At 60.2% G+C, this 22049-nt stretch carries 22 protein-coding genes; 11 read left to right on the forward strand and 11 right to left on the reverse strand.

Annotation, left to right across the window (positions count from 1 at the left end):
* Nucleotides 1-125 precede the first annotated feature (125 nt).
* On the forward strand, nucleotides 126-767 hold the full coding sequence (gene yihA / locus ACIPIZ_RS22940; RefSeq protein ID WP_064389730.1) for a ribosome biogenesis GTP-binding protein YihA/YsxC: 642 nt from the start codon (nucleotides 126-128) through the stop codon (nucleotides 765-767).
* 424 nt (nucleotides 768-1191) lie between these two features.
* Here yihA and polA read toward each other — a convergent pair whose 3' ends face one another.
* Entirely contained in the window at nucleotides 1192-3996 is a 2805-nt protein-coding gene (gene polA, locus ACIPIZ_RS22945; protein WP_122855377.1) for a DNA polymerase I, read from the reverse strand.
* 74 nt (nucleotides 3997-4070) lie between these two features.
* Here polA and ACIPIZ_RS22950 point away from each other — a divergent pair, with 74 nt between their 5' ends.
* Together ACIPIZ_RS22950 and ACIPIZ_RS22955 are read left to right on the forward strand one after the other, a co-directional pair.
* Nucleotides 4071-4361, forward strand: coding sequence for a DUF2782 domain-containing protein (locus tag ACIPIZ_RS22950; RefSeq protein ID WP_064389732.1), 291 nt, complete (start codon nucleotides 4071-4073; stop codon nucleotides 4359-4361).
* A 54-nt stretch (nucleotides 4362-4415) separates the two neighbouring features.
* Entirely contained in the window at nucleotides 4416-5369 is a 954-nt protein-coding gene (locus ACIPIZ_RS22955; RefSeq protein ID WP_401167619.1) for a homoserine kinase, read from the forward strand.
* An 83-nt stretch (nucleotides 5370-5452) separates the two neighbouring features.
* Here the strand turns inward: ACIPIZ_RS22955 and ACIPIZ_RS22960 are convergent, their stop codons facing one another.
* Entirely contained in the window at nucleotides 5453-6373 is a 921-nt protein-coding gene (locus ACIPIZ_RS22960; protein ID WP_401167622.1) for a zinc ABC transporter substrate-binding protein, read from the reverse strand.
* A 66-nt stretch (nucleotides 6374-6439) separates the two neighbouring features.
* On the opposite strand from ACIPIZ_RS22960, the gene ACIPIZ_RS22965 reads away from it, so the two are divergent.
* From ACIPIZ_RS22965 to ACIPIZ_RS22980, 4 genes are read left to right on the forward strand one after another with little or no spacing between them, the layout of a single operon-like run.
* A complete protein-coding gene (locus tag ACIPIZ_RS22965) occupies nucleotides 6440-6922 on the forward strand; it encodes a Fur family transcriptional regulator (protein ID WP_007911760.1) in 483 nt (160 codons plus the stop codon).
* Nucleotides 6922-7707 carry a zinc ABC transporter ATP-binding protein ZnuC gene (gene znuC, locus ACIPIZ_RS22970; RefSeq protein WP_122855379.1) on the forward strand — a complete coding sequence of 262 codons (786 nt, stop codon included), beginning with the start codon at nucleotides 6922-6924 and terminating at the stop codon, nucleotides 7705-7707. Before ACIPIZ_RS22965 ends, znuC begins: the two co-directional genes overlap by 1 nt.
* The gene (gene znuB, locus ACIPIZ_RS22975) at nucleotides 7700-8488 is read left to right on the forward strand and encodes a zinc ABC transporter permease subunit ZnuB (protein WP_016986450.1); all 789 of its coding nucleotides are present in this window, start codon (nucleotides 7700-7702) and stop codon (nucleotides 8486-8488) included. Before znuC ends, znuB begins: the two co-directional genes overlap by 8 nt.
* A gap of 37 nt (nucleotides 8489-8525) precedes the next feature.
* Nucleotides 8526-9239, forward strand: a complete 714-nt coding sequence (locus ACIPIZ_RS22980; protein WP_122855380.1) for a PA5502 family lipoprotein — start codon at nucleotides 8526-8528, stop codon at nucleotides 9237-9239.
* Between the two features lie 123 nt (nucleotides 9240-9362).
* Here ACIPIZ_RS22980 and katE read toward each other — a convergent pair whose 3' ends face one another.
* The gene (gene katE / locus ACIPIZ_RS22985) at nucleotides 9363-11504 is read right to left on the reverse strand and encodes a catalase HPII (protein ID WP_401167678.1); all 2142 of its coding nucleotides are present in this window, start codon (nucleotides 11502-11504) and stop codon (nucleotides 9363-9365) included.
* 260 nt (nucleotides 11505-11764) lie between these two features.
* Here katE and ACIPIZ_RS22990 point away from each other — a divergent pair, with 260 nt between their 5' ends.
* From ACIPIZ_RS22990 to ACIPIZ_RS23000, 3 genes are all read left to right on the forward strand, one after another.
* Nucleotides 11765-12772, forward strand: coding sequence for a methionine ABC transporter ATP-binding protein (locus ACIPIZ_RS22990; protein ID WP_064389737.1), 1008 nt, complete (start codon nucleotides 11765-11767; stop codon nucleotides 12770-12772).
* Nucleotides 12772-13446 (forward strand): methionine ABC transporter permease, encoded by a 675-nt coding sequence (locus ACIPIZ_RS22995; protein WP_016986455.1) that lies wholly within the window; start codon nucleotides 12772-12774, stop codon nucleotides 13444-13446. The genes ACIPIZ_RS22990 and ACIPIZ_RS22995 overlap by 1 nt, the downstream gene beginning before the upstream one ends.
* 76 nt (nucleotides 13447-13522) lie before the next feature.
* Nucleotides 13523-14293, forward strand: coding sequence for a MetQ/NlpA family ABC transporter substrate-binding protein (locus ACIPIZ_RS23000; RefSeq protein WP_122855381.1), 771 nt, complete (start codon nucleotides 13523-13525; stop codon nucleotides 14291-14293).
* Between the two features lie 324 nt (nucleotides 14294-14617).
* Here ACIPIZ_RS23000 and ACIPIZ_RS23005 read toward each other — a convergent pair whose 3' ends face one another.
* The 5 genes from ACIPIZ_RS23005 to ACIPIZ_RS23025 are packed head-to-tail and all read right to left on the reverse strand — an operon-like array spanning nucleotide 14618 to nucleotide 18526.
* Nucleotides 14618-15253, reverse strand: coding sequence for an SCO family protein (locus ACIPIZ_RS23005; protein WP_007911741.1), 636 nt, complete (start codon nucleotides 15251-15253; stop codon nucleotides 14618-14620).
* Entirely contained in the window at nucleotides 15250-16149 is a 900-nt protein-coding gene (gene cyoE / locus ACIPIZ_RS23010; protein ID WP_159813367.1) for a heme o synthase, read from the reverse strand. The genes ACIPIZ_RS23005 and cyoE overlap by 4 nt, the downstream gene beginning before the upstream one ends.
* Nucleotides 16137-17216 carry a heme A synthase gene (locus tag ACIPIZ_RS23015; RefSeq protein ID WP_105704778.1) on the reverse strand — a complete coding sequence of 360 codons (1080 nt, stop codon included), beginning with the start codon at nucleotides 17214-17216 and terminating at the stop codon, nucleotides 16137-16139. The genes cyoE and ACIPIZ_RS23015 overlap by 13 nt, the downstream gene beginning before the upstream one ends.
* A 10-nt stretch (nucleotides 17217-17226) precedes the next feature.
* Complete coding sequence (locus tag ACIPIZ_RS23020) at nucleotides 17227-17820, reverse strand: hypothetical protein (protein WP_122855383.1); 594 nt, start codon at nucleotides 17818-17820, stop codon at nucleotides 17227-17229.
* Nucleotides 17786-18526 carry an SURF1 family protein gene (locus ACIPIZ_RS23025; protein ID WP_401167630.1) on the reverse strand — a complete coding sequence of 247 codons (741 nt, stop codon included), beginning with the start codon at nucleotides 18524-18526 and terminating at the stop codon, nucleotides 17786-17788. Before ACIPIZ_RS23025 ends, ACIPIZ_RS23020 begins: the two co-directional genes overlap by 35 nt.
* A gap of 71 nt (nucleotides 18527-18597) precedes the next feature.
* Here ACIPIZ_RS23025 and ACIPIZ_RS23030 point away from each other — a divergent pair, with 71 nt between their 5' ends.
* Nucleotides 18598-18801 (forward strand): twin transmembrane helix small protein, encoded by a 204-nt coding sequence (locus ACIPIZ_RS23030; RefSeq protein WP_007911731.1) that lies wholly within the window; start codon nucleotides 18598-18600, stop codon nucleotides 18799-18801.
* A 9-nt stretch (nucleotides 18802-18810) separates the two neighbouring features.
* Here the strand turns inward: ACIPIZ_RS23030 and ACIPIZ_RS23035 are convergent, their stop codons facing one another.
* The 3 genes from ACIPIZ_RS23035 to ctaD form a co-directional block, all read right to left on the reverse strand.
* Complete coding sequence (locus ACIPIZ_RS23035; protein ID WP_401167632.1) at nucleotides 18811-19698, reverse strand: cytochrome c oxidase subunit 3; 888 nt, start codon at nucleotides 19696-19698, stop codon at nucleotides 18811-18813.
* 25 nt (nucleotides 19699-19723) lie between these two features.
* A complete protein-coding gene (locus tag ACIPIZ_RS23040; RefSeq protein WP_064389744.1) occupies nucleotides 19724-20275 on the reverse strand; it encodes a cytochrome c oxidase assembly protein in 552 nt (183 codons plus the stop codon).
* A gap of 126 nt (nucleotides 20276-20401) precedes the next feature.
* Complete coding sequence (gene ctaD / locus ACIPIZ_RS23045; RefSeq protein WP_401167635.1) at nucleotides 20402-21988, reverse strand: cytochrome c oxidase subunit I; 1587 nt, start codon at nucleotides 21986-21988, stop codon at nucleotides 20402-20404.
* Nucleotides 21989-22049 lie beyond the last annotated feature (61 nt).

Below are 22049 nucleotides of genomic sequence, written 5' to 3' on the forward strand. Positions count from 1 at the left end.
TGAAATTCATCCTACGCTGGGACAAAGCACACACAAAATCTGCGGCATTATATACTGGCGTCACTGAAACGGAAGCGACACCGCGTTCCGCGCCCAATCCCGGCGCCGCCCACATCGGAAATCCCATGCAACTCAAGAATCCCATCCTCGGCCTGTGCCAACAGTCCACGTTCATGCTCAGTGCCGCCAAAGTCGATCAATGCCCCGACGACGAAGGCTTCGAAGTGGCATTTGCCGGTCGTTCCAACGCCGGTAAATCCAGCGCACTGAACACCCTGACTCACGCCAGCCTGGCGCGCACCTCGAAAACCCCGGGTCGCACACAGCTGTTGAACTTCTTCAAGCTAGACGAAGATCGTCGTCTGGTCGACCTGCCGGGCTACGGTTACGCAAAAGTACCGATCCCGCTGAAGATGCACTGGCAGCGTCACCTTGAGGCTTACCTCGGTGGCCGCGAGAGTTTGAAGGGTTTGATTCTGATGATGGACATCCGTCATCCAATGACCGACTTCGACCTGTTGATGCTCGACTGGGCCGTTGCGGCCGGCATGCCGATGCACATCCTGCTGACCAAGGCCGACAAACTGACCTACGGTGCAGCCAAGAACACCCTGCTCAAAGTGCAGTCGGAAATTCGCAAGGGCTGGGGCGATCAAGTCACCATCCAGCTGTTCTCGGCACCAAAACGCATGGGCCTGGAAGAGGCCTACACTGTACTGGCCGGCTGGATGGAACTGGCAGACAAAGGCGCCGAGGCGGCTGAGTAAACAGGGATTAGAAAATTGGCTGTGGTGCGCTCAGGCAAGGCGAAAGCACACTGAAAAGCGGCCGGGGTCGCGCTCGACTTTAGGGTACCTAAATGAGCATTTTTAGCTGTGCTTTCAACGCAATCTGAGCGTGCCACAGCCAATTTTCAGGCAAAAAAAGCCCCGGATTTCATTGGGGAGGGAGAAATTCCGGGGTTTAAATTCCGAACCGCTAGGGCGGGGTTCAGATATCTGCCAACACTTAACACAACATAGGAGCATCGAAGGGCTTCACCAGCCATTCAGTATCTCTGAGTGGTGTACTTCCAGATTAGTTCAGATTTTTTTCAAAAAGCTTTGGAATAATCCCAAGCGCTTTTCGAAATAAGCAGGTTTTACCGGCGTTGCCGCGACATCAGGTCGCGGCAAACCGTGTTCAAAAGGCTCAGTGAGCCTCATCCCAATTGTTGCCCACCCCCACTTCGACCAGCAGCGGCACATCCAGTTTCGCCGCCTCGCTCATGTGCACGCGAATCTCGGCGCTGACCTGTTCGACCAGATCCTCACGAACCTCCAGCACCAATTCATCGTGCACCTGCAGAATGACTCTGGCGTCCAGCCCTGAAGTCGCCAGCCAGTTATCCACCGCGACCATGGCTTTCTTGATGATGTCGGCAGCCGTGCCCTGCATCGGCGCGTTGATCGCTGTGCGTTCGGCGGCAGCGCGTTCCTGCGGCTTGTTCGAATTGATCTCCGGCAGGTACAGACGACGACCGAAGAACGTCTCGACATAACCCTGATCCGCCGCCTGCGCGCGGGTGCGATCCATGTACTCGCGAACGCCTGGATAGCGGGCGAAGTAGGTATCGATGTAAGCCTTGGCCGTCTTGGTGTCGACGCCGATGTCCTTGCCGAGCTTCTGCGCGCCCATGCCGTAAATCAGACCGAAGTTGATCGCCTTGGCGCCACGGCGCTGGTCCGAGCTCACTTCGTTGAGCTCAACCTTGAACACTTCGGCAGCGGTCGCGGTGTGCACGTCGAGATTGTTGCGGAAGGCATTCATCAGGCCTTCGTCCTTGGACAGGTGCGCCATGATCCGCAGTTCGATCTGCGAATAGTCCGCCGCGAGCAGTTTGTAGCCCTTTGGCGCGACGAACGCCTGACGGATGCGTCGACCTTCAGCGGTGCGTACCGGGATGTTCTGCAGGTTCGGATCACTGGAGGACAAACGCCCGGTCGACGCCACAGCCTGGTGATACGAAGTGTGGATCCGCCCGGTGCGCGGGTTGATCTGCTCCGGCAGGCGATCGGTGTAGGTGCTCTTCAGCTTGCTCATCGAACGGTGCTCCATCAGCACCTTCGGCAAGCGGTGATCGTCTTCAGCGAGTTTCGCCAGCACTTCTTCAGCGGTGGACGGTTGACCCTTGGCGGTCTTCTTCAGTACCGGCAGGCCGAGTTTTTCGTAGAGAATCACGCCCAGCTGCTTCGGCGAGCCAAGGTTGAATTCTTCCCCGGCGATCTCGAAGGCTTCGCGCTCCAGCGCGACCATCTTGTCGCCCAGCTCAATACTCTGCACACCGAGCAGGGCTGCGTCGACGTACGCGCCTTGGCGTTCGATGCGCGCGAGAACCGGCACCAGCGGAATCTCGATGTCGGTCAGCACGCTGGCCAGACTCGGGATGGCGCTGAGCTTTTCGAACAAAGTCTGGTGCAGACGCAGAGTGATGTCGGCATCTTCGGCGGCGTACGGGCCGGCCTGTTCCAGCGCGATCTGGTCGAAGGTCAGTTGCTTGGCGCCTTTGCCGGCGATGTCCTGGAAGCTCACGGTGGTGTGATCCAGGTACTTCTGCGCGAGGCTGTCCATGTCGTGACGGGTGGCGGTGGAGTTGAGCACGTAGGACTCAAGCATCGTGTCGAAGGCGATACCGCGCACGGTGATGCCGTTGTTCTGATCGCCGCCGATGGCGCAGTTGGCGAGGATGTTCATGTCGAACTTGGCGTGCTGGCCGACCTTGAGCTTGCTCGGGTCTTCCAGAATCGGCTTGAGTGCGCGCAGTACGGTGTCGCGATCCAGCTGTTCCGGCACGCCGATGTAAGAGTGGGTCAGCGGAATGTACGCGGCTTCGTTGGCCTGCACGGCGAACGACAGTCCGACCAGTTGCGCCTGCTGCGCGTCGATGCCGGTGGTTTCAGTATCGAAGGCGAACAGTTTGGCGTTGTTGAGTTTTTCCAGCCAGACGTCGAAACGTGCCTGATCGAGGATGGTTTCGTACGCGGCTTCAGCAGGCGCGGCGGGCGCTTCCTCTGCTGGCGCGCTGAACAGATCGCCGGCCGGCGCAGGCTCGCTGGCTGCGCTCAATTCGAGACGTTTGGCGTCGCGATCCAGATCATTGATCCAGCTTTTGAATTCCAGCAGCGTGTACAGCTCGTAGAGCTTGGCCGGGTCTTCCGCGCCCATCTGCAGATCGTCGAGTTCGACGTCCAGCGGCACGTCGACCTTGATGGTCGCCAGTTGATAGGAGAGGAACGCCATCTCCTTGTGTTCTTCAAGCTTGGCCGGCAGGGTTTTCGCGCCGCGAATCGGCAGGGTCGGGACGATGTCGAGATTGGCGTACAGCTCGGTGAGGCCGCCGTTGACCCCGACCAACAGGCCGGACGCGGTTTTCGGGCCAATGCCCGGAACGCCGGGAATGTTGTCGGACGAATCGCCCATCAGCGCCAGATAATCGATGATCTGCTCCGGTGCGACGCCGAATTTCTCCTTCACGCCTTCCACGTCCATCGAACTACCGGACATGGTATTGACCAAGGTAATGTGGCCATCGACCAGTTGCGCCATGTCCTTGTCGCCGGTGGAGATCACCACCGGGCGATCCGCCGCCGCGCTGCTGCGGGCGAGGGTGCCGATGACATCGTCAGCCTCGACGCCTTCCACGCACAGCAGCGGGAAACCGAGGGCGATCACGCTCTGGTGCAGCGGCTCGATCTGCACGCGCATGTCGTCGGGCATGCTTGGGCGGTTGGCTTTGTATTCGGCGTACATTTCATCGCGAAATGTCCCGCCCTTGGCGTCGAACACCACGGCGAACGGGCTGTCCGGGTACTGCTTGCGCAGACTCTTGAGCATGTTCAGCACGCCTTTGACCGCACCGGTCGGCAGGCCTTTGGAGGTGGTCAGTGGTGGCAGCGCGTGAAACGCGCGGTACAGGTAAGACGAACCGTCCACCAGGACGAGGGGGGCTTGGCTCATGAGCAGGATCAACCTTTTCGGCGGGTCCGGCGCTAGAATAGCGGGACCGTTGACGACAAAGGGACAAGGTTATCATGCGTACGTTAAATCGCTTGCTGCTGGTCGGTCTGATTGCTGCCTCACCGTTGGCTGCGATGGCGGCGGATGATGCGCCGTCGGGAGATCCTGAAGTCACCATTCGCACGGAAGGCGACAAGACGATTCAGGAGTACCGTCAAAACGGGTTCCTGTACGCGATCAAAGTCACGCCGAAGGGCGCACCACCCTACTTTCTGGTGCGTGCAGACGGGACGGATGCAAACTTCATCCGCTCGGATCAGCCGGATATGCTGATTCCGTCCTGGAAGATTTTCGAATGGAAGTAGATTTTTAATTCACTCGGCGCCGCAATTGGCGGCGCCCGTACTGGCAGTTAAAACATGTCTGTGTTCACTCCCCTGGCTCGGCCCGAGCTGGAAACCTTTCTCGCCCCTTACGGGCTTGGCCGTCTGCTTGATTTCCAGGGGATCGCCGCCGGCAGCGAAAACACCAACTTCTTTATCAGCCTGGAGCAAGGCGAGTTCGTCCTGACCCTGGTCGAGCGCGGTCCGGTGCAGGAGATGCCGTTCTTCATCGACCTGCTCGACGTGCTCCACGAAGCCGATCTGCCGGTGCCGTACGCACTGCGCACCACCGACGGTGTGGCGTTGCGTGAGCTGAAAGGCAAACCGGCGCTGCTGCAACCGCGCCTGTCCGGCAAGCACATCAAAGTCGCCAATGCTCAGCATTGCGCGCAGGTCGGCGAATTGCAGGCGCATCTGCACCTGGCGACCCAGGGCGAGCGCATGATCAAGCGCAAGACCGATCGTGGTCTGGACTGGATGCTGGAGGAGGGCACGGAGTTTCTCTCGCACCTGAGTGATGAACCGCGTGTGCTGCTACAAAAGGCGCTGGATGAAATCACCGAGCGCAAAGAGAAGATCCTCGCGCTGCCGCGGGCGAATATTCATGCCGACCTGTTTCGCGATAACGCGATGTTCGAAGGCACGCACCTGACCGGGCTGATCGACTTCTACAACGCTTGCTCGGGGCCGATGCTCTATGACGTGGCGATTGCCTTGAATGACTGGTGTTCGGACGAGGACGGTTTGATCGATGGACCGCGAGCCCGCGCGTTTCTCGGCGCCTATGCGGCGTTGCGCCCGTTCACGGCGGCGGAGGCTGAGTTGTGGCCGACGATGTTGCGCGTGGCGTGTGTGCGGTTCTGGCTGTCGCGGTTGATCGCGGCGGAGCAGTTTGCCGGGCAGGACGTGTTGATTCACGATCCGCAGGAATTCGAGCAGCGGTTGGCGCAGCGGCAGCAGGTCAATACACCTTTGCCTTTCGCGCTTTAAGATCAAAAGATCGCAGCCTTCGGCAGCTCCTACATGGAATCACCTGTAGGAGCTGTCGAAGGCTGCGATCTTTTTCTATGGGGTTACAGAGATTCCAGGCATCCCGCCAGATCGTTGCCCAACTTCTCCAGCACCTGCTCATAGCCCTGAGCCGTCGCCGGGGTGTATCCGCCCAACGCATCCAGTTCCGCCAGCTTCACCGGCAGGCCAGCCACGAGCGTCTCCGCCAGACGCGGACGCAACGGCGGCTCACTGAACACACACGTCTTGCCCACTTCCTGCAAGCGCTTGCGCATCGCTGCAACATGCTGCGCGCCCGGCTGCACTTCGGCAGCCACGCTGAACACCCCGGTGTGCTTCAGGCCATATGCCTCTTCAAAATAATCAAACGCCTCGTGAAAGACGAAGTACGGCTTGCCTTCAACGCTGGCCAGACGCTTTTTCAAACGCTGATCCAACGCATCCAGACGCTCATCAAATGCCTTGGCGTTGCTCTGATAGCGTTCGGCATTCGCCGGATCAGCAGTGCTGAGGTCAGCCGCCATCTTGTCGGCAATCACCCGCGCATTCACCGGCGATAACCACAAATGCGCATCCAGCGTGCCCGGACGGTGGTCGTGATCATGCTCGTCGGCCTCTTCCGCGTGGGAGTGGCTGTCTTCAGCAAAACGGCGCAGTTTCATCCCCGGCAGATCCTGCACCGCGACGCTCGGCAGCGTACGACCGTTCAGCACGCGCGGCAGGAAACCTTCCATGTCCGGGCCGATCCAGTAGAGCAGATCGACCGATTGCACCTTCCGTACGTCGGATGGGCGCAGGGCGTAATTGTGCGGCGAAGCACCCGGTGGCAGCAGCACTTCGGGAATCGCCACACCGTCTTGCACCGCCGCTGCAATCAACTGCAACGGCTTGATGCTGGTGAGCACTTTGACCTCGGCCTGAGCCGAACCGATCAGCAGAAAACTGGCGACAAAAGCCACAAAAACAGAAAAAAGTCGGGACACGATGACCACTCAAGGAGGCGAGAACGGGTAACATAATAACGTCTCTATCAAAACTCGTCGCCGCCCATGCCTATTACACCGATTGCCAGCCGTCCCCACGACCACTCACATTGCGTGCACAGCGCTTTGTCCGAGGCCGATACCTTGTGCGCCCAGAAAGGCTTGCGCCTGACCGCGTTGCGCCGCCGGGTACTGGAACTGGTGTGGCAGAGCCACAAGCCGCTGGGCGCCTACGACATTCTCGCCGTGCTCAGCGAGCAGGACGGCCGCCGCGCCGCGCCGCCAACCGTGTATCGCGCTCTGGATTTCCTTCTGGAAAACGGCCTGGTGCACCGCATCTCTTCGCTCAACGCCTTCGTTGGCTGCGTGCACCCGGAGCACGCGCATCAGGGCCAGTTCCTGATCTGCCGCGATTGCCACGCCGCCATCGAGCTTGAGCAAAAAGTGATCAGCGACGCGATCATCAACAGCGCCAAAGACGTTGGCTTCATCGTCGAAGCGCAGACCGTCGAAGTCGTCGGCCTGTGCTCCGGTTGCCAGGGGGCTTGATGAGCAATGCGCTGATTCGTCTGGAACAGGTCGCCGTCACGTTTGCCGGGCAGGCTGTGCTGGACAACATCGAGCTGAGCGTCGAACCGGGGCAGATCGTCACCCTGATCGGCCCCAACGGCGCCGGCAAGACCACCTTGGTGCGCGCCGTGCTTGGCCTGTTGAAACCGGACAGAGGCAGCGTTTGGCGCAAGCCGAAACTGCGCGTCGGCTACATGCCGCAAAAACTCCACGTTGATCCGACCTTGCCGCTGTCGGTACTGCGCTTTCTGCGGCTGGTGCCGGGCGTTGATCGTCCGCGAGCCTTGGCCGCATTGAAAGAAGTGGGTGCCGAACACGTCATCGACAGCCCGGTGCAAAGCGTTTCCGGTGGTGAAATGCAGCGTGTGCTGCTCGCTCGGGCGTTGCTGCGCGAACCTGAATTGCTGGTGCTCGACGAGCCGGTGCAGGGTGTTGATGTTGCCGGCCAGGCCGAGCTGTACAGCCTGATCACCCGTCTGCGCGACCGCCACGGCTGCGGCGTGCTGATGGTGTCCCACGATTTGCATCTGGTGATGAGCACCACCGATCAGGTGGTCTGCCTCAACCGTCATGTCTGCTGCTCCGGGCATCCCGAGCAGGTCAGCGGCGATCCGGCGTTCGTCGAGCTGTTCGGCAAGAACGCGCAGAGCCTGGCGATCTATCACCACCATCACGACCACGCTCACGACCTGCACGGTTCGGTAGTCAAAGGGCCAGTTGTTGGCCAACCTCACGTTCATGGAGACAACTGCAAGCATGGCTGATTTTCTGTTGTATGCCCTGCTTGCAGGTCTGGCGCTGGCACTGGTGGCCGGTCCGCTCGGTTCGTTTGTGGTCTGGCGGCGCATGGCCTATTTCGGCGACACCCTGTCCCACGCCGCGTTGCTCGGTGTGGCGCTGGGCTTTCTGCTGGATGTCAGCCCGACCGTTGCGGTGACCGTTGGCTGCCTGCTGCTGGCGGTGCTGCTGGTAACCCTTCAACAGCGTCAACCGCTGGCGTCTGACACGCTGTTGGGAATTCTCGCACCGAGCACGCTCTCTCTTGGCCTGGTGGTACTAAGCTTCATGCATGAAGTGCGGATCGACCTGATGGCCTATCTGTTCGGCGACCTGCTGGCGATCAGCCCGACTGATCTGGCGTGGATCCTCGGTGGCAGTGCGGCGGTGCTGGTGTTGCTGGTGACACTGTGGCGGCCATTGCTGGCGATTACCGTGCACGAAGAACTGGCCAAGGTCGAAGGCCTGCCGGTCGCGGGCCTGCGCATGGCGTTGATGTTGTTGATCGCGGTGGTGATCGCGGTGGCGATGAAAATCGTCGGTGTGTTGCTGATTACTTCGCTGTTGATCATCCCGGCGGCTGCGGCACAGCGTCACGCCCGTTCGCCGGAGCAGATGGCACTCGGCGCGAGCTTGCTGGGCATGCTCGCCGTATGTGGCGGGCTGGCGCTGTCGTGGTTCAAGGACACCCCGGCCGGGCCGTCAATCGTTGTGACAGCGGCCGCACTGTTTCTGTTGAGTTTTGTTCTGCCCCGTCGTGGGGTGTAGACTTGGCCGCTTTTTGCGCAATTAGAGAGTCGCAGGAATGAAGCCGTTCGCCTCCCGTTATCTGCTCCTTGTCGCATTTTCAGTGCTGCTGGGCGCCTGCCAAAGCACGCCGCCGGTGGCCGAAGTCCCCGATGCGCGGGCTACGGCCATTGCACAGCTGGAGCAAAGCCTGGCCAGCAGCGAACTGGCCACCGCCGAAGACCAATTGGCTGCTTTGCAGAAAGAAACGCCAAACGACCAATCCCTTGAGCAATACCAACGGCAGCTTGCCGAAGCGTATCTGCGTCGCAGCCAGATCGTGCTGCAAAAGGGTGATGTGAATGCCGCCGCCACGGCGCTGAGCCGTGCTCGCGCGCTGATGCCGAAGGCGCCGGCGCTGACCGGTGGCGTGAATGGCGCCATCACCGAAGCGCGCAAGGCTGAGCTGGAAAAAGCTGAAGCGGCGCTGTTGGCAGCCGAGGCCAAGCCGAAAGCCAAGGTGATCGATCCGACCGCCGAGAGCACCACGGTGGCGCTGAATATCACCGATAGCCGCAAACTTCGCCGGCAACTGGATGCGATCGCCGCTGACGTGGTGAATTACGAGTGTGGGGTGACCATTCAGGCACCACGGACGAATGACTATCCATGGTTGTCGACGTTGCTGACCAAGCGGGTCAAAAAGCTCAACCCGGATTTTGAGCTGAAGATCGAGAAGCAGATTGTGCGCACCGTACCGGCGCAGATGGTTCTGAGCCCGCGTAAACCTTAAAAAGCATCGCGAGCAGGCTCACTCCTACATTTGATCTCGGTGTGACACCCATTCTGTGTTCACCGAAGATCTCCTGTAGGAGTGAGCCTGCTCGCGATAGCGTCCTGCCAGTCAGCAAAATCCTTAAGCCGGAATGGCTTTGGCCTTAGGCTCGCGATCCCAAACCCGATGCTGCCCGATCGCCGCAAAGAACGGCTTGGTCAACGCCGGCACATCCTTGCCCTGCAGTAATCCAGCATCCGCTTCCAGTTTCAGCAAATCCTGCAACTGCTTGGCATCGCCGTGCAACGCAATCGCCTTCAAGTGCTTGTACGCCTCCAGCACGTAGTGCAACGCCACGCCGTCGCCGCTCAACGCCTTGACCGACGCCGCGCCACCCGGCACGAACACAGCGTCAAAAATCACTGACGGCATGCCTTCCATCGAAGCATCCACTGGCAACATTTTGCCGTCAGCGGTCTTCACCGGCGCTGAAGTTGGGCCGAGCAACTTGGCATGCGCGCCTTCAGCTGCCAATGCCTTCTTCATCGCATCAATCGCGGCACCATCGACGCCGTTGGCAGCAAGAATCGCCACTTTTCGGGTTTTGATATTTTCTGGCAGCAAGTTAGCCTGACTCAATGACGGCGAGTGATCGAAAGACACCTTGCGCGTATCCACCGTGCCTTTGGTAGGCGCAGGCAGACCCAGATTAGCCGCCACCCGCTTGGCCAGTTCCAGATCGATGTTGGCCAGAATCTCGTTCACTTCCCGCGCACGGATGAACTCGCGCTCAACCTTGCCCAGCTCGAAGCTGTAGGCGGCAATGATGTGCTCTTTCTCGTGGTCGCTCATGCTGTTGAAGAACAGCGTCGCCTGGGAAAAGTGATCGCTGAACGACTCGCTGCGCTGGCGGATCTTGTTCGCATCGATGCGTTCCGGATAACTCTCGAACCCACCGTCCTGCGCGGCCGGCGGCGTTTCTTTTGGCCAGCCGCCATCAATCGAGTTCGGCTCGTAAGAGGCGCGGCCCTTGTCGATCACCGTGCGGTGCTGCGCATCGCGCTGACCGTTATGGAACGGCGCCACCGGGCGGTTGATCGGCAGCTCATGAAAGTTCGGCCCACCGAGTCGGCTGATTTGCGTGTCGGTGTAGGAAAACAGCCGACCTTGCAGCAACGGGTCGTTGGAGAAGTCGATGCCCGGCACGATGTGGCCAGGGCAGAACGCAACCTGCTCGGTCTCGGCAAAGAAATTGTCCGGGTTACGGTTCAAGGTCATTTTGCCCAGCGGCGTGATCGGCACGATTTCTTCTGGGATCAGTTTGGTCGGATCGAGGATGTCGAAATCGAAGTCATGCTCGTTTTCTTCCTCGATGACCTGCACGCCCAACTCCCATTCCGGGTAGTCGCCCATCTCGATCGCTTCCCAGAGGTCGCGACGGTGGTAGTCGGTGTCTTTACCGGCGAGCTTCTGCGCTTCGTCCCAGACCAGCGAGCAAGTGCCGGCGGTAGGGCGCCAATGGAATTTGACGAAGCGCGATTTGCCCTCGGCGTTGATCAACCGGAAGGTGTGCACGCCGAAGCCCTGCATGCTGCGCAGACTTTTCGGGATCGCACGGTCGGACATCGCCCAGATGACCATGTGCGCCGATTCCGGCACCAGTGAGACGAAGTCCCAGAAGGTATCGTGGGCCGAGCCGCCGGTAGGGATTTCATTGTGCGGCTCGGGTTTCACCGCGTGGACGAAGTCGGGAAACTTGATTGCGTCCTGAATGAAAAACACCGGCATATTGTTGCCGACCAGATCGAAGTTGCCTTCATCGGTAAAGAACTTCACGGCGAAACCGCGCACGTCTCGTACGGTGTCACCGGAACCGCGCGGCCCCTGCACCGTGGAAAAGCGCACGAACACCGGGGTCTTTTTCCCTGGGTCCTGTAGGAAGCCGGCCTTGGTCAGCGTCGAATGGTTCTCGTAGGCCTGAAAGAAACCATGGGCGCCAGTGCCGCGCGCGTGGACGATGCGCTCCGGGATGCGTTCATGGTCAAAATGCGTGATCTTTTCCCGCATGATGAAGTCTTCCAGCAACGACGGTCCGCGCGGGCCGGCCTTGAGGGTGTTCTGGTTGTCGGCGATCTTCACGCCTTGGTTGGTACGCAGGGCCTGGCCGGTGGCGTCGGAGCGAAACTTCTCGAGGCTGTCGAGTTTGGCGTTGGTGTTGGCGCGATCCGGCGTGTCGGTTCCGGCCATCTGGCTTTTGTCGGACGTAGGCTTCTTGCTCATCAGTCGTAAACTCCTCGGTTGACCCCGATGCTTGCCGGGGACTCTTGAGTGGTTCCCGGGCACGGCACCCAGGGTTTTCAAGTCGCTTACTTAGTGACTGATGGGCTGCTTTGGACGTTCCTTTTTTATGACCTTTGATCTTGTTATTGCCAAATCGAAGGTTAATTGCGAAATAAATGCTAAGAACCTCTATACGGACAGGCTAAAATGCGCGCCCGGCTAACCGCTGATCCTTTTCTAACGCGCCCCACAAGGTTCGCTACGTGATCGAGTTTCAAAACGTCCACAAGACTTACCGCGTCGCCGGTAAGGATATTCCCGCGCTGCATCCGACCAGTCTCTCTATCGAGAACGGGCAGGTGTTCGGCCTGATCGGCCATTCCGGCGCGGGCAAAAGTACCCTGCTGCGTCTGATCAATCGCCTGGAAGACTCCAGCGGCGGCAAGATCATCGTCGACGGCGAAGAAGTCACCGCGCTGGACGCCAACGGCCTGCGCCGTTTCCGTCAGCAAGTCGGGATGATCTTCCAGCACTTCAACCTGCTCGCCTCCAAAACCGTGGCCGACAACGTAGCGTTGCCGCTGACCCTGGCCGGCGAACTGTCGGGCAGCGACATCGACAAGCGTGTTGCCGAGTTGCTGGCGCGGGTCGGTCTGTCTGACCACGCCAAGAAGTACCCGGCGCAATTGTCCGGTGGCCAGAAGCAGCGCGTCGGCATCGCCCGCGCCCTGGCAACCAAGCCGAAGATTCTGCTGTGCGACGAGGCCACCAGTGCCCTCGACCCGCAGACCACCGCATCGGTTCTGCAATTGCTGGCCGAGATCAACCGCGAACTGAAGCTGACCATCGTCCTGATCACCCACGAGATGGATGTGATCCGTCGCGTCTGCGATCAAGTGGCGGTGATGGATGCCGGCGTGATCGTCGAGCAAGGTTCGGTGGCTGATGTGTTCCTGCATCCCAAGCACCCGACCACCAAGCGCTTTGTTCAGGAAAGCGAGCAGATCGACGAAAGCGAGCAGCGCGATGACTTCGCTCACGTGCCGGGGCGCATTGTGCGTCTGACCTTCCAGGGCGAAGCGACCTACGCGCCGTTGCTCGGTACCGTCGCCCGGGAAACCGGCGTCGACTACAGCATCCTCGCCGGTCGTATCGACCGCATCAAAGACATTCCGTACGGGCAATTGACCCTCGCCGTCACCGGTGGCGACATGGAAGCGGCTTTCGCCCGCTTCACCGCCGCTGACGTTCACATGGAGGTATTGCGCTAATGGAAGACCTGATCAGTTTCTTCACCAACATCGATTGGTACGAAATCTGGCTGGCCACCGGCGACACCATGCTGATGCTTGGCGGTTCGCTGCTGTTCACCGTGCTGCTCGGCCTGCCGCTGGGCGTGCTGCTGTTCCTCTGCAGCCCGCGCCAGTTGCTGGAAAACCGTGGCCTCTACGCGTTCATGTCGTTGGCGGTGAACATCCTGCGTTCGCTGCCGTTCATTATTCTGTTGATCGTGATGATCCCGTTCACCGTGCTGATCACCGGCACGTCGCTGGGCGTGGCCGGTGCGATTCCGCCGTTGGTGGTGGGTGCGACACCGTTCTTCGCGCGTCTGGTGGAAACCGCGCTGCGTGAAGTCGATCGCGGCATCATCGAAGCGACCCAGTCGATGGGCGCGACCACGCGGCAGATCATCATGAACGCCTTGCTGCCGGAAGCCCGCCCGGGCATCTTCGCGGCGATTACGGTGACGGCGATTACACTGGTGTCCTACACGGCAATGGCCGGTGTGGTCGGCGCCGGTGGTCTGGGTGACCTGGCGATCCGTTTCGGTTACCAGCGTTTCCAGACTGACGTGATGATCGTCACCGTGGTGTTGCTGTTGATTCTGGTGCAAGTGCTGCAGATGGTCGGTGATCGACTGGTCGTGCATTTCTCGCGCAAATAAGCGGTTTTGTAATCAAGAGATGAGCCGGCCATTCGCTGGCAGGCGCCAGACGGGCGCCTCATAAGGAGTTAGCTGAATGAAAAAACTGATCGCTGCTTTCGCTGCCGTTGCGGCATTCTCGGCCCACGCCGAAACCCTGACCGTGGCTGCCACTCCGGTGCCGCACGCGGAAATCCTCGAGTTCGTGAAGCCGGCGCTGGCCAAAGAAGGCGTGGATCTGAAGGTCAAGGTCTTCACCGACTACATTCAGCCGAACGTACAGGTCGCCGAAAAGCGTCTGGACGCCAACTTCTTCCAGCACCAGCCGTACCTCGATGAGTTCAACAAGGCCAAGGGCACCAACCTGGTCGCCGTGACCGGTGTGCACCTGGAGCCGCTGGGCGCTTACTCGAGCAAGCTCAAGGATCTGAAGGATCTGCCAAGCGGCGCCAACGTGGTGATCCCGAACGACGCCACCAACGGCGGCCGTGCGCTGTTGCTGCTGGCCAAGGCTGGCGTGATCACGCTGAAGGATCCGACCAACATCCTGTCGACCGTCAAAGACATCGCGCAGAACCCGAAAGACCTGAAGATCCGTGAACTGGAAGCCGCGACCATCCCGCGCGTGCTGACCCAGGTTGATCTGGCGCTGATCAACACCAACTACGCGCTGGAAGCCAAGCTCGATCCGTCCAAGGATGCGCTGGTGATCGAAGGCAACGACTCGCCGTACGTGAACATCCTCGTGTCCCGCGCGGACAACAAGGACAGCGACGCGATGAAGAAACTCGCCGCTGCGCTGCACAGCCCGGAAGTGAAGCAATTCATTACCGAGAAGTACAAAGGCGCGGTATTGCCGGCGTTCTGATTCGGGTTGCTGCAATGAAAAAGGGGCGCATTTATATGCGCCCCTTTTTTTGTCTGATGCTTGGCTTTAGAGCTGTTGTGAAGCGACCCCTCACCCCAGCCCTCTCCCGGAGGGAGAGGGGGCCGACCGAGGTGTCTTGCGTTCTACATCGACCTGAAAGATCCAGTCGATTATGGATTCGGCACAGCACATCGACCTGAAAGGTCTTGGCGATTATAGATTCAATGCAGGACGTTCAATTCGGTGTGGCTCCCCAATATCCCCCAATCAGTCCCCTCTCCCTCTGGGAGAGGGCTAGGGTGAGGGGCTTTTGCGTTTAAAAGATTACTTGCGGTTTAGCATGACCGGGAGTTGCGCCACCAATTTGGCGTTGTTCAACGGTGCCCGAATAAACCCACGCTGGGTGCCATCCGGGCCAATCACCGCGAGGTTGCCGCTGTGATCCACGGTGTAATTCGGCTTACTGGTATCCGCCGGAATAAACGGAATACTCACCGCATTCGCCACCTTCTGCAGCTCTTCAATCGAGGTCGGTGTCAGGCCAACAAACTGTGGATCAAAGTAGCCCAGATACTGCTTCAACTGCTTCGGGTTATCGCGGTTCGGGTCAACGCTGACCAGTACGATCTGCAACTTGTCCACAGCGTCTTTTGGCAATTCACTCTTGATCTGCCGCAACTGCGCCAATGTGGTCGGGCAGATGTCCGGGCAGAAGGTGTAGCCGAAGAACAACAGGCTCCACTTACCCTTCAACTCATTGATCGCCACCGGTTTGCCGTCCTGATCGGTCATCGTCACGTCCGGCAAATTACGGCTCTGCGGCAGCAGAATGATGCCGGCATCGATCAGCGCAGTCGGGTCGCCCTGGCCCTTGCCGCTCAGCACTTTGTTGACGGTAAGCCCCAGGATCAGCGCGATCACGGCGACGAGGATGAAGACGGTTTTCTGGGTTCGAGTCATAGGTTCAACAGTAAGTAGTGGTCTACGAGCAGGGCGATGAACAGCAGAAACAAGTACCAAATAGAGTACTTGAAGGTGTTGATCGCCGCGTGCGGCCGAGTGCCACGGTACAGCACCACGGCCCATTGCAGAAACCTTGCGCCCAGAGCGAGCGCGCAAATCAGGTAGAGCACGCCGCTCATGTGGATCACGTACGGCAGCAGGCTCACCGCCAGCAACGCGAAGGTGTACAGCAGAATGTGCACTTTGGTGTAGTGCTCGCCGTGGGTAACCGGCAGCATCGGGATGTCGGCCTTGGCGTATTCCTCTTTGCGATGGATCGCCAGCGCCCAGAAGTGCGGCGGCGTCCAGGCGAAGATGATCAGCACCAGCAGCAACGGTTCGGCGCTGACGTGGCCAGTTGCAGCCGTCCAGCCCAGCAGCGGTGGCGCAGCACCGGCGAGGCCACCGATAACGATGTTTTGCGGCGTCGCGCGTTTGAGAAACCCGGTGTAGATCACTGCGTATCCGAGCAGCGAAGCCAGCGTCAGCCACGCCGTCAGTGGATTGGTGAATGTCAGCAACAAGGCCTGACCGAGCAGCGCCAGCACCAGCGCAAAAGTCAGCGCCGCCGCCGGCGAAACCCGTCCTTCAGCCAGCGGCCGTTTATGCGTACGCGCCATCACCGCATCGATGCGCCGATCGACCACATGATTGACCGCCGCCGCACCGCCGGCACACAGGGCAATCCCCAGATTGCCGAACACCAGCACCGTCCACGGCACCCCGGCGCGGGTCGCGAGGAACATGCCGACCAGCGAGGTGATCAGCATCAGCACCACGACTTTCGGTTTGGTCAGTTCCAGATAATCACGCCACAGCGCTTGGGCGGGACGTTCGCCAATCAGAATCGCCACGGCGTTTCTCCTTTTATTGTGATGGGCGCGGCAGAGTGTTTGCGCGGGCTCAGGCGCCAGCGTGCGAGCACCGGTTGTTTGACTCGGACCAGACTGGTGCGCGCGTGATAGTTGACCAGCACCATGGTCAGCAATAGCGCGGCACCGCCAGCGTTATGCGCAACCGCCACTGGCAGCGGCAGATGGAACAAGACATTGCTGATGCCGAGGGTGATTTGTGCGGTGAGGGCGATCAATACCAGCCCGGCCAGCCGCGTCATGCCGACCACTTTTAGTTGCCAGGCCAAGCCGAGCAAAACCAACGTTACCAGCAAAGCGCCAATACGATGAGTCAGGTGAATCGCCGTGCGTGCATCACTGTCGAGTTGCCCGCCGAGATAGTTCGGGCCGATGTGTTGGGTCAGGTGAAAGCCATTGGCGAAATCCGCTGGCGGCAACCATTGCCCGTGGCAGGTCGGAAAATCGATGCACGCCACTGCCGCATAGTTGGAACTGACCCAGCCACCCAGCGCGATCTGCCCAATCACCAACAATAATCCCGCCGTTGCCCAATACTGCAACCGCTTGGGCACGGTCAGCGCCGGCAGCACGCCGGACAATCTAAGCGTCAGCAAAAACAGCAGACTCAACGTCGCAAACCCGCCGAGCAAATGTCCGGTGACCACTTGTGGCCAGAGCTTGAGCGTCACCGTCCACATGCCGAACGCCGCTTGCGCGAACACCACCGCCAGCAGAAATAGCGGCAGCTTCAACGGCTGCCCCGGATGACGACGGTTGACCCACGCGCGTCCGGCGAGAATCGAAATCAGCAGGCCGAGGGTGCCGGCGAAGTAGCGGTGGATCATCTCGTTCCAGCCCTTGTGCGCCTCCACCGGCGAGTCGGGGTAATGCAGTTCGGCATGGGCCAGTTGCGCTTCGCTTTTCGGCACGCTGATAAAGCCGTAGCAACCCGGCCAGTCCGGACAGCCGAGGCCGGCGTGGGTCAGGCGCGTGTAGGCGCCGAGCAGCACCACAATCAGTGCCAGCAGGGTGGCAAACAGCGCGAGGCGAAATCCAGGTTTGGCCATGACGATGCCCTTATCCGATGTTCGACAGTTTCAGCAGGTGCCGCAGGTCGTTGAGCAGATCCTTGCCTTTCACATTCGGCTCGTAGCGCAGCACGAGGTTGCCGTGCGGGTCGATGATCCACAGCTGCGGAGTGGCCTTGTCGCCAGTGGTCTTGCTGAACACGCCAGCATCCAGCGGATAGCGTTGCAGCTGTGGATATTCGCGAGTGAGTTTGGCCTCGTAATCGGCGCTCACCGGTTGCGCCACGGCGAGGGCATGGCTGGCGCGCCCGGCCTCGCGACCAAGACCGATCTGGATCTGCCGCGCCAGATACACCAGTTGCTGGCAATCCACCGCGCAATCCTTCGGCGCAGTGACCAGCATCTGCCAGCGTGCATCATCGGCTTGTACGCCGAGGTCGGCGCGGGTCTGGCCGTTGCCGATCAGTTCGCCGTGATAGCTGCGACCTTCGGGCACCCAGAACTGCAATTTGTACATGCCGGTGGCGAGCAGCATCGGGCCGACCACGCCGAGCACAATCAGCAACAACTGAATGCGCCCGCGACGGCGGCTGGCAGCAGGTTTCGCCTCAGACATGCTGGGTGGATTCATGGCCGTTCCCATGGTGTTTCTCCTTTGCGTTGTGCAAGCCCAAATAGATGTAGAGACCGAGCAGGGCGGTGGCCATGGCGAACCACTGCACGGCATAACCGAGGTGTTTTTCCGGGCCCATGGCAACCACCGGCCAATCGGCCTCGTAGCTGGCCGGGCCGGGCTCGGCGCGTAGTTCGTAGGCGAAGCCGTCGCGTTCCAGGGTTTTCCACAGCTTGGCCGGGTCGACGGCGGTGATGCTTTGCGGCCAAGTACTGCTGACCGGGTCGGCGTGCAACTGGAAAGTCGCGCCGGGAGCGACGTAGACCCAGGCATCGACATTCAGGGCCTCTGCCGGTGTGGAAAATTGCGGCGGCACGCGGCGATCCGGCCACGGCAACCAGCCGCGATTGACCATCAGCCACAAACCGCTGCGTTGATCCTGAAACGGTTGCAGCAACTCGACACCGACCTTGCCGTTACGCTGGCGGTTATCCAGCAGCAAACTGTGCGCGGCATCGAACTGGCCTTGCAGATGCACACGGCGATAGGCCGGATCGGCGCTGCTCAGCAACTCGCCGCTGGCCATCGGTTCGGCCGCGCGGCGTTCGGCGTAACTGGCGAGCAGGGCGGTTTTCTCGGCGCCCCGGCTCAGTTGCCAGAAGCCCAGCGACACCAGCAGCGGCAGCAACAACGCCACCACCACGGTCGGAATCACGCCCGGGCGAAAGCGCTTCATGGCTGCGCCACAAAGTCAGTCGTTGCGCTCGCTATACTCAACTGCATCGCCTGTCCCCCGGAGTTCTTCCCATGCTCAAAACAGCGATCGTCCTGATGCTGATTGCCACGGTGATCAGCCTGTTCAGCGGCCTGTTTTTCCTGGTCAAGGACGACAGCAGCTCGAATCGCCTGGTCATCGCCTTGAGTGTTCGGGTGGCATTGGCCGCTGCCACCGTCGGCTTGATCGCCTGGGGTTTTTACAGCGGCCAACTGGTGTCGCACGCGCCTTGGTAATGCTGATCCTCAGAGTACGTAAACGAAGATAAACAGGCCGATCCACACCACGTCGACGAAGTGCCAATACCAGCTCGCCGCTTCGAAGCCGAACTGGTGCTCGTTATCGAAGTGACCCTTCATGATCCGCATCAGCATCACAAACAGAATGATTGTGCCGATGGTCACGTGGGCGCCGTGGAAACCGGTGAGCATGAAGAACGTCGCGCCATAAATGCCCGAACCGAGGGTCAGGCCCAGTTCGTGATAGGCGTGGATGTACTCCTCAGCCTGGAAACCGAGAAACGCGCAGCCGAGCAGCACAGTGATCGCTAGCCAGATTTTCAGCGCACCGCGATGGCCCTTCTTCAGCGCATGGTGGGCGATGGTGATGGTCACACTGGAGCTGACCAGCAGAATCGTGTTGATCAGCGGCAGGCCCCAAGGGCTGATCACTTCTTTGGGCGGCGGAAACAGTTTCGGGTCCGGCGTGTGCAGCAGCGGCCAAGTGAACTGGAAGTTCGGCCAGAGCATGTGGGCGATGCCTTTCGGCCCTTCGCCGCCGAGCGCCGGGCCGGAAATGTGTCGTACGTAAAACAGCGCGCCGAAGAAGGCGACGAAGAACATCACCTCGGAGAAGATGAACCAGCTCATGCCCCAGCGAAACGAGCGATCCAGTTGTGCGCTGTAAAGTCCCGCGCGGCTTTCCTTGATCACCGTGCCGAACCAGCCGAACAGCATGTATGCCACCAGCAGGCCACCGACGAAAAAGATCAGCGGGCCGTGGGATTCCGGGCGTGCAGCCTTCAGATCGTTGAACCAAGTCGCGAGGCCGTACACGGTGACGAGCATCCCGACCGTGGCAATGATCGGCCATTTGCTCTGGGCCGGAACGAAATAATGCTCATGAGTTGCCATTTATTGTTCTCCTTATCGGGCACGCTCAACCGCCAGTGTTTACAGCCACCGGCGGATGTCGGGCGGTGATATCGAACAGCGTGTAGGACAGCGTCAGGTGCTTCACATCCTTGGGCATGTCGCGGTCAACAATGAAGCGCACCGGCATCTCGATCTGCTGACCGGGCTGCAGCACCTGCTGGGTAAAACAAAAGCATTCGGTCTTGTGGAAATACGCCGCGGCGTTGCTCGGCGCGATGCTCGGCACGGCTTGCGCACTCATCGGTTTGTCGGTGGGATTTCGTGCGATGAAGATCATCTCGTTGACGGCGCCAGGGTTGGCGGTGAGTTCGTCATGCTTGGGGTAGAAGTCCCACGGCATATCGGCGGTGTTGGTCGACAGAAACTGCACGCGTACCTGGCGCGAAGTATCGACCACTTGCTCACCCTCGTACTGCCCACCGGTCTTGCCGTTGATGCCGAAGGCTTTGCACATCACGTCGTAGATCGGCACCAGGGCAAAGCCGAACACAAACATCGCCACCACGACCCCGAGCAGGCGGGTGACGAGTTTTTTCATCGAGATCGAGTCAGCCATGATTCGTGCCTCTCATCAGATCCCTTGTGGGAGCGAGCCTGCTCGCGAAGCAGACAACTCGGTGCACCAGATGAACCGCGTCATCGTTCTTCGCGAGCAGGCTCGCTCCCACAGGGAGATCTGTGTTCATTTCACTTCCGGCGGTGTGGTGAAGGTGTGATACGGCGCCGGCGACGGCACGCTCCACTCCAGACCTTCCGCACCATCCCAAGGCTTGGCCGGTGCAGGCTCGCCACCCCGAATGGTCTTGATCACGATGAACAGGAAGAAGATCTGCGTGGCACCGAACATGAACGCGCCAATCGACGAAACCATGTTGAAGTCGGCGAACTGCAGGTTGTAGTCCGGAATCCGTCGCGGCATCCCCGCCAGTCCCACGAAGTGCATCGGGAAGAAGGTCAGGTTCATGCCGACGAACGACAGCCAGAAATGCAGCTTGCCGAGGGTTTCGTCGTACATGTGCCCGGTCCATTTCGGCAGCCAGTAATACGCCGAGGCGAAGATGCCGAAGATCGCCCCCGGCACCAGCACATAGTGGAAGTGCGCGACCACAAAGTAGGTGTCCTGATACTGGAAGTCTGCCGGGGCGATGGCCAGCATCAGCCCGGAGAAACCGCCGATGGAAAACAGGATCACGAACGCCACCGCGAACAGCATCGGCGTCTCGAAGGTCATCGAGCCTTGCCACATGGTGCTGGCCCAGTTGAACACCTTGACCCCGGTCGGCACCGCGATGAGCATGGTCGCGTACATGAAGAACAGCTCGCCCACCAACGGAATGCCGACCACGAACATGTGGTGCGCCCAGACGATGAACGACAGGAACGCGATGCTCGCCGTGGCGTAGACCATCGAGGTGTAGCCGAACAGCGGTTTGCGCGCGAAGGTCGGGATGATCTGACTGACCGCGCCGAACGCCGGCAGGATCATGATGTACACCTCAGGGTGCCCGAAAAACCAGAACACATGCTGGAACAGCACCGGGTCACCGCCACCGGCAGCACTGAAGAAACTGGTGCCGAAGTGGATGTCCATCAGCATCATCGTCACGCACCCGGCCAGCACCGGCATCACCGCGATCAGCAGGATCGCGTTGATCAGCCAGGTGCAGACGATCAGCGGCATTTTCATGAGGGTCATGCCGGGGGCGCGCAGGTTGAGGATGGTCGCGATCACGTTGATCGCGCCCATGATCGAACTGATCCCCATCAGGTGGATGGCGAAGATGAAGAAGGTCACGCTTTCCGGCGCATAGGTCGTCGACAGCGGCGCGTAGAAGGTCCAGCCGAAATTCGGCCCGCCACCGGGGGTGAACAGGGTCGACACCAGCAGCAGAAACGCCGCCGGCAGCAGCCAGAAGCTGAAGTTGTTCATCCGGGGCAGGGCCATGTCCGGCGCGCCGACCATCAACGGGATCATCCAGTTGGCGAGGCCGACGAATGCCGGCATCACTGCACCGAAGACCATCACCAGACCGTGCATGGTGGTCATCTGGTTGAAGAACGCCGGTTCGACGATCTGCAAACCGGGCTGGAACAACTCGGCGCGGATCACCATGGCGAACGAGCCGCCAAGCAGGAACATCAAAAACGCAAACCACAGGTACAGCGTGCCGATGTCCTTGTGGTTGGTGGTCAGCACCCAGCGCATCAGGCCTTTGGCGGGGCCGTGGGCGTGGTCGGCGTGACCGTGGTCATCGATGACAGCGCTCATGGCCGGTCTCCTTTACGTGAGTGGGCGGGGCGGGCCGGGGCGCGCTGCCCCGGCCGGTTCA

Origin of the sequence: Pseudomonas sp. NPDC087690, from assembly GCF_044743175.1 — a bacterium.
Classification (GTDB): Bacteria; Pseudomonadota; Gammaproteobacteria; order Pseudomonadales; family Pseudomonadaceae; genus Aquipseudomonas.

What these genes read in the sequence shown, in the direction of transcription:
- ACIPIZ_RS22955 (WP_401167619.1), top strand. Translation starts at nt 4,416, where the DNA reads ATGTCTGTGTTCACTCCCCTGGCTCGGCCCGAGCTGGAAACCTTTCTC.
- ACIPIZ_RS22995 (WP_016986455.1), top strand. Translation starts at nt 12,772, where the DNA reads ATGGAAGACCTGATCAGTTTCTTCACCAACATCGATTGGTACGAAATC.
- yihA (WP_064389730.1), top strand. Translation starts at nt 126, where the DNA reads ATGCAACTCAAGAATCCCATCCTCGGCCTGTGCCAACAGTCCACGTTC.
- ACIPIZ_RS23040 (WP_064389744.1), bottom strand. Translation starts at nt 20,275, where the DNA reads ATGGCTGACTCGATCTCGATGAAAAAACTCGTCACCCGCCTGCTCGGG.
- ctaD (WP_401167635.1), bottom strand. Translation starts at nt 21,988, where the DNA reads ATGAGCGCTGTCATCGATGACCACGGTCACGCCGACCACGCCCACGGC.
- ACIPIZ_RS23000 (WP_122855381.1), top strand. Translation starts at nt 13,523, where the DNA reads ATGAAAAAACTGATCGCTGCTTTCGCTGCCGTTGCGGCATTCTCGGCC.
- ACIPIZ_RS22980 (WP_122855380.1), top strand. Translation starts at nt 8,526, where the DNA reads ATGAAGCCGTTCGCCTCCCGTTATCTGCTCCTTGTCGCATTTTCAGTG.
- ACIPIZ_RS22965 (WP_007911760.1), top strand. Translation starts at nt 6,440, where the DNA reads ATGCCTATTACACCGATTGCCAGCCGTCCCCACGACCACTCACATTGC.
- znuC (WP_122855379.1), top strand. Translation starts at nt 6,922, where the DNA reads ATGAGCAATGCGCTGATTCGTCTGGAACAGGTCGCCGTCACGTTTGCC.
- ACIPIZ_RS23015 (WP_105704778.1), bottom strand. Translation starts at nt 17,216, where the DNA reads ATGGCCAAACCTGGATTTCGCCTCGCGCTGTTTGCCACCCTGCTGGCA.
- znuB (WP_016986450.1), top strand. Translation starts at nt 7,700, where the DNA reads ATGGCTGATTTTCTGTTGTATGCCCTGCTTGCAGGTCTGGCGCTGGCA.
- ACIPIZ_RS22950 (WP_064389732.1), top strand. Translation starts at nt 4,071, where the DNA reads ATGCGTACGTTAAATCGCTTGCTGCTGGTCGGTCTGATTGCTGCCTCA.
- ACIPIZ_RS23020 (WP_122855383.1), bottom strand. Translation starts at nt 17,820, where the DNA reads ATGGGAACGGCCATGAATCCACCCAGCATGTCTGAGGCGAAACCTGCT.
- ACIPIZ_RS23035 (WP_401167632.1), bottom strand. Translation starts at nt 19,698, where the DNA reads ATGGCAACTCATGAGCATTATTTCGTTCCGGCCCAGAGCAAATGGCCG.
- polA (WP_122855377.1), bottom strand. Translation starts at nt 3,996, where the DNA reads ATGAGCCAAGCCCCCCTCGTCCTGGTGGACGGTTCGTCTTACCTGTAC.
- ACIPIZ_RS23005 (WP_007911741.1), bottom strand. Translation starts at nt 15,253, where the DNA reads ATGACTCGAACCCAGAAAACCGTCTTCATCCTCGTCGCCGTGATCGCG.
- ACIPIZ_RS23025 (WP_401167630.1), bottom strand. Translation starts at nt 18,526, where the DNA reads ATGAAGCGCTTTCGCCCGGGCGTGATTCCGACCGTGGTGGTGGCGTTG.
- ACIPIZ_RS23030 (WP_007911731.1), top strand. Translation starts at nt 18,598, where the DNA reads ATGCTCAAAACAGCGATCGTCCTGATGCTGATTGCCACGGTGATCAGC.